This window comes from Massilia phosphatilytica (genome assembly GCF_977014125.1).
This window is the reverse complement of the sequence record NZ_CDRNIL010000044.1, coordinates 1-4,193: the sequence shown is the minus strand read 5'-3', so window position 1 is coordinate 4,193 and position 4,193 is coordinate 1. Positions and strand designations below refer to the sequence as shown.

General features: G+C 66.9%; 8 protein-coding genes and 1 pseudogene. 6 read left to right on the top strand and 3 right to left on the bottom strand.

Annotated features, from left to right (window positions below; genetic code table 11):
* Window positions 1-181: 181 nt before the first annotated feature.
* Both ACWNCF_RS01800 and ACWNCF_RS01795 read right to left on the bottom strand, forming a co-directional pair.
* Entirely contained in the window at window positions 182-637 is a 456-nt protein-coding gene (locus ACWNCF_RS01800) for a hypothetical protein (RefSeq protein ID WP_449405804.1), read from the bottom strand.
* Complete coding sequence (locus ACWNCF_RS01795) at window positions 637-930, bottom strand: hypothetical protein (RefSeq protein WP_449405803.1); 294 nt, start codon at window positions 928-930, stop codon at window positions 637-639. The genes ACWNCF_RS01800 and ACWNCF_RS01795 overlap by 1 nt, the downstream gene beginning before the upstream one ends.
* Here ACWNCF_RS01795 and ACWNCF_RS01790 point away from each other — a divergent pair.
* The 6 genes and pseudogenes from ACWNCF_RS01790 to ACWNCF_RS01765 all read left to right on the top strand — a co-directional run bounded on the left by ACWNCF_RS01790 (window position 920) and on the right by ACWNCF_RS01765 (window position 3,052).
* Complete coding sequence (locus ACWNCF_RS01790; protein WP_449405802.1) at window positions 920-1,072, top strand: hypothetical protein; 153 nt, start codon at window positions 920-922, stop codon at window positions 1,070-1,072. The two genes, ACWNCF_RS01795 and ACWNCF_RS01790, sit on opposite strands and share 11 nt — an antisense overlap.
* 67 nt (window positions 1,073-1,139) lie before the next feature.
* Window positions 1,140-1,523: a hypothetical protein gene (locus tag ACWNCF_RS01785; protein WP_449405801.1), complete on the top strand. Its 384-nt coding sequence runs from the start codon at window positions 1,140-1,142 to the stop codon at window positions 1,521-1,523.
* Window positions 1,499-1,744, top strand: a complete 246-nt coding sequence (locus ACWNCF_RS01780; protein ID WP_449405800.1) for a hypothetical protein — start codon at window positions 1,499-1,501, stop codon at window positions 1,742-1,744. The genes ACWNCF_RS01785 and ACWNCF_RS01780 overlap by 25 nt, the downstream gene beginning before the upstream one ends.
* Window positions 1,744-1,884, top strand: a complete 141-nt coding sequence (locus ACWNCF_RS01775; protein ID WP_449405799.1) for a hypothetical protein — start codon at window positions 1,744-1,746, stop codon at window positions 1,882-1,884. Before ACWNCF_RS01780 ends, ACWNCF_RS01775 begins: the two co-directional genes overlap by 1 nt.
* 270 nt (window positions 1,885-2,154) lie before the next feature.
* Window positions 2,155-2,301 (top strand): annotated as a pseudogene (locus ACWNCF_RS01770) (hypothetical protein); the annotation flags it as partial.
* A 127-nt stretch (window positions 2,302-2,428) separates the two neighbouring features.
* Window positions 2,429-3,052 carry an IS1595 family transposase gene (locus tag ACWNCF_RS01765; protein ID WP_449405798.1) on the top strand — a complete coding sequence of 208 codons (624 nt, stop codon included), beginning with the start codon at window positions 2,429-2,431 and terminating at the stop codon, window positions 3,050-3,052.
* Window positions 3,053-3,261: 209 nt separating this feature from the next.
* Here the strand turns inward: ACWNCF_RS01765 and ACWNCF_RS01760 are convergent, their stop codons facing one another.
* Window positions 3,262-3,399, bottom strand: a complete 138-nt coding sequence (locus ACWNCF_RS01760) for a hypothetical protein (protein WP_449405797.1) — start codon at window positions 3,397-3,399, stop codon at window positions 3,262-3,264.
* Window positions 3,400-4,193 lie beyond the last annotated feature (794 nt).

Here is a 4,193-nt window from a genome sequence, read left to right as displayed (position 1 = left end):
TCACCAGTCGTCGCGATTATGACGGCGACGAAGTAGCTGACATACCCCAGGTACGCCGCAAGGCCGCCGCCATCGTGCCGTGACGAGCATGACAGGCCCATCAGGCCCGTGCGAAGGCGTAGTGCGTCGTCGTGTACTTCCCCCCGCGCGAAAAGCTGCTGCATCAGGTAGATGATGCAGCCTACGGTACCGTAAAAGAACTTCGACGATGACGCCGGCTGCGATCGTCCATGCGTCCGAGGGCGATGCTCATTGCCAGGAACGTCAGGTTGGGACACGGCGCAGCACAGGATGAGCAGCGCGGCGTTTTCAGGCCGCGCCTGGCGACGAACATGCCGCCCAGCAGGGAGCCGACGAGCACCGCGATCAGGCCCCGCAGGCCGCCGGCGTCGCCGAGGGTCCGTCGGACAGGCCGAGTCCTCCTTCGCCGGGGTGAATCGACCATGAAGAGGGTCGATCTTTTCCAGACCGCCGGATGCTGAAGCGGAACAGGAACGGCGAAGGCCACCATGTCGCTTCGCTTCTGAAGAACGTGACGGAAATTCGTCACAGGACGGCCGGTGGCGCCGCGCACGCTGGTCGGCGCGTCGCGCGCGCGCCCTCGGGCATCACGCGTGCATGGCCTGGAGGCGGCCATCAGGAGGATGCCGGCGACGACGAACAGAGATCACGCGCCACGCGTCCATCCAGTCCGGCCCGAACGCCTTCAGGTCCCGTGCAGGCGCCGCTCAGGTAGAGACGAGGAAGCCGGGACGCCACGATCGGCCCGACGTTCCACGACAGGCTCTGCACGCCGCAGTACAGGGCCTGCGTGCGCGTGTCGAGCGTAGACGCCGTCGCTGGTGATGTCCTGGCGTCGTGCTGATCAACCACATCAGGACGAACTGGATGGTGCTGATGCTGTCCATGTTCGTCCTGCATGTCGTTCATCGGCGCGACGCAGGACATCGCCAGCGACGGCGTCTACGTCACCTCGCTCGACACGCGCACGCAGGCCCTGGTACTGCCGGCGTGCAGAGCCTGTCGTGGAACGTCGGGCCGATCGTGGCGTCCGGCTTCCTCGTCTACCTGAGCGGGCGCCTGCACACGGACGTGTTCCACCATGACCCGAAGGTGTTCGGGCCGCACTGGATGGACGCGTGGCGCGTGATCTTCTTCATCGTCGCCGGCCTCATCCTCCTGATGGCCGCCTGGCATGCACGCGCTCAGCCACGCCCGAGGGCGCGCGCGCGGAAAACACGCCGACCAGCGTGCGCGGCGCCGCCGGCATCCTGTGGGATTCGTTCGTCACGTTCTTCCAGAAGCGCGACGTGTGGAAGATGGTGGCCTTCGCGTTCCTGTTCCGCTTCAGCATCGGCATGCTGGAAAAGATCGGACCCTTCTTCATGGTCGATTCACCCGCGAAGGGGAGGACTCGGCCTGTCCAACGAGAGCCTCGGCATCATCTACGGCACCTGGGGCCTGATCGCGGTGCTGCGTCGGCTCCCTGCTGGGCGGCATGTTCGTCGCCAGGCGCGGCCTGAAACGCACGCTGTTCATCCTGTGCTGCGCCGTCAACATCCCCAACCTGACGTTCCTGGCGATGAGCATCGCCCTGCCCTCGGACGCGTGGACGATCGCAGCCGGCGTCATCGTCGAGAAGTTCTTACGGCTTCGGCTCGGTGGGCTACATGATCTACCTGATGCAGCAGCTCGCGCCGGGCAAGTACACGACGACGCACTACGCCTTCGGCACCGGGCCTGATGGGCCTGTGCATGCTCGTCACGGGCACGATCAGCGGCGTGCTGCAGGAGTACCTGGGGTATGTCAGCTACTTCGTCGCCGTCATGATCGCGACGATCCCGTCGTTCCTCGCCGACGTGGTTCGCGCCGTTCCACCATGACGACGGCATGGGCGCCGGCAGCGGCAGCGTCAAGGGCGCGCCGGCTGCGAACGACGCGAGCGCGAGTCATCACGCGGCCTGAGACCCAGGCCGCCATTTCCTGGCCGGGCCGATGCCCGGCCTTTTTTTGGCTGTGTTCGCGTTAAGTCTGTGAACTGATTCCGGTTGCAGAGGTCATACGCATCGTCGAGTTAACTCATGAGGAGTGACGATGCGCAGCCTGACGCTTCGACGAAGTGTTCGCCATGTTGTCGGCGGTGCAGCTCTCCGCTGCCGACCTGGTCCGGCTGCGCGAATGGATCGCGGGCCATCGCGCATCCGGCCGAATGTATCGCGCTGATCGAACAGGCCGCCAGAGGCCGGCCGTGTCCGCGCTGCGGTTGCGGCCGCGTACACCGCTGCGGCCAGGCGAGCGGCCTGCAGCGTTTTCGTTGCCTCGCCTGCGGACGCAGCTATAACGCGTTGACCGGCACGCCGCTCGCTCGTCTGCGCAAGAAAGAGTGCTGGCTGCCGTATCCTGCAATGCGTCCTCGAATCGCGCACGGTGCGCGACGCCGCGCGCGTGACCGGCGTGCACCGGACGACCAGCTTCAGGTGGCGCCACCGGTTCGTTCCTGGCGCGATGCGCGACCGGCCGGCAATGTTGTCGGCCATCGTCGAGGCTGACGAGACGTATCGCCTCGAATCGCAGAAGGGTTCACGCAACCTGACGCGACGGCCGAGAAAGCGCGGCGGCGTCGCCAGGCGGCGCGGGATCAATCGCGAACACGACTGCCTGCTCATCGCGCGCGACCGCAACGGGCAGACGCTGGACTTTCACACGGGCCGGGGACAAGTGACGGCTGCGCAATTGCATGCGTGCCTCAAGCCGGTATTGCCGGCCGACGTGCTGCTGATCAGCGACGGGGCCGCGGCGTATCGTCGTTTCGCTGCGCAAGCGGGCATCACGCACGAGGCCGTGAACGTGAAGGCCGGCGTCCGGGCGCGCGGCGCGATCCACATCCAGAATGTCAACAGCTGGCACAGCCGTTTCAAGAGCTGGCTGGTGCGGTTTCGCGGTGTCGCGAGCCGATACCTCATCCATTATTCGGGCTGGCAACGGCTGCTGGATGCGCGGCGGCTGACGACGCCTGCGCATCTGCTGTGTGCTGCGGCCCGGCGCGGCTAAGCCGGCTGCGCTCGCTTACCCAAATAACGCGAACACAGCCTTTTTTTGATTGTTCGCGCATCGGCTATGCCGGCGTCCGCCATGTGAGCCGAGCCTCATCGCACGGCTCGGGCGCCTCGCCGCATCGGTGCATGGACCGGCAATGTGTCCGCCACGCCGGGGATGCGGAAGGCGCATCCGACGGTCCCGGTGTGCGCCCCGGGCGGCATTCAGCCCAGCGCCGCCGGCTCCGCGATCAGCCCCTGGATCTCTTCCAGCCGGCGCCCACGCGTATCGATGCCGTTCCTGGCCAGCAGCAGCGCGGCGACGGCCATCGGGGCCGCGCTGCTGCTGGCCAGGAACGGCATCGATACGCGTGGGCGCCGGCTGGAAGAGATCCAGGGGCTGATCGCGAGCGGCGGCGCTGGGCTGGATGCCGCCCGGGCGCACACCGGGACCGTCGGATGCGCCTTCCCGGCCATCCCCGGCGTGGCGGACACATTGCCGGTCCATGCACCGATGCGGCGAGGCGCCCGAGACCGTGCGATGAGGCTCGGCTCACATGGCGGACGCCGGCATAGCCGATGCGCGAACAATCAAAAAAAGGACTGTGTTCGCGTTATTTGCGTAAGCGAGCGCAGCCGGTTAGCCTCGCCGGGCGGCCCCGGCGCGCGCCGCAGATGCGCAGGCGTTCCGGTCAGCCGCCGGCGCATCCGGCAGCCAGTTGCCGAGCCCGAATAATGGATGAGGTATCGGCTCGCGACACCGCGAAACCGCACCCCAGGCCAGCTCTTGAAACGGCTGTGCCAGCTGTTCAACGTTCTGGACGTGGATCGCGCCGCGCGCCCGGACGCCGGCCTTCCACGTTCACTGTCTCGTGCGTGATGCCCGTCTGCGCAGCGAAAAACCGATGGGTGCGCCGCACCCCCCGTCGCTGATCAGCAGCACGTCGGCCGGCAATGCCGGCCTGACGCACGCATGCAATTGCACAGCCGTCACTTGCCCCCGGCCGTGTGAAAGTCCAGCGTCTGCCCGTTGCGATCGCGCGCGATCGAGCACGGCAGTCGTGCTCGCAATTGATCCGGCGCCGCCTGGCGACGCCGCCGCGCTTTCTCGGCCGCCGCATCAGGTTGCGTGAACCCTTCTCCGATTCGAGGCAGTA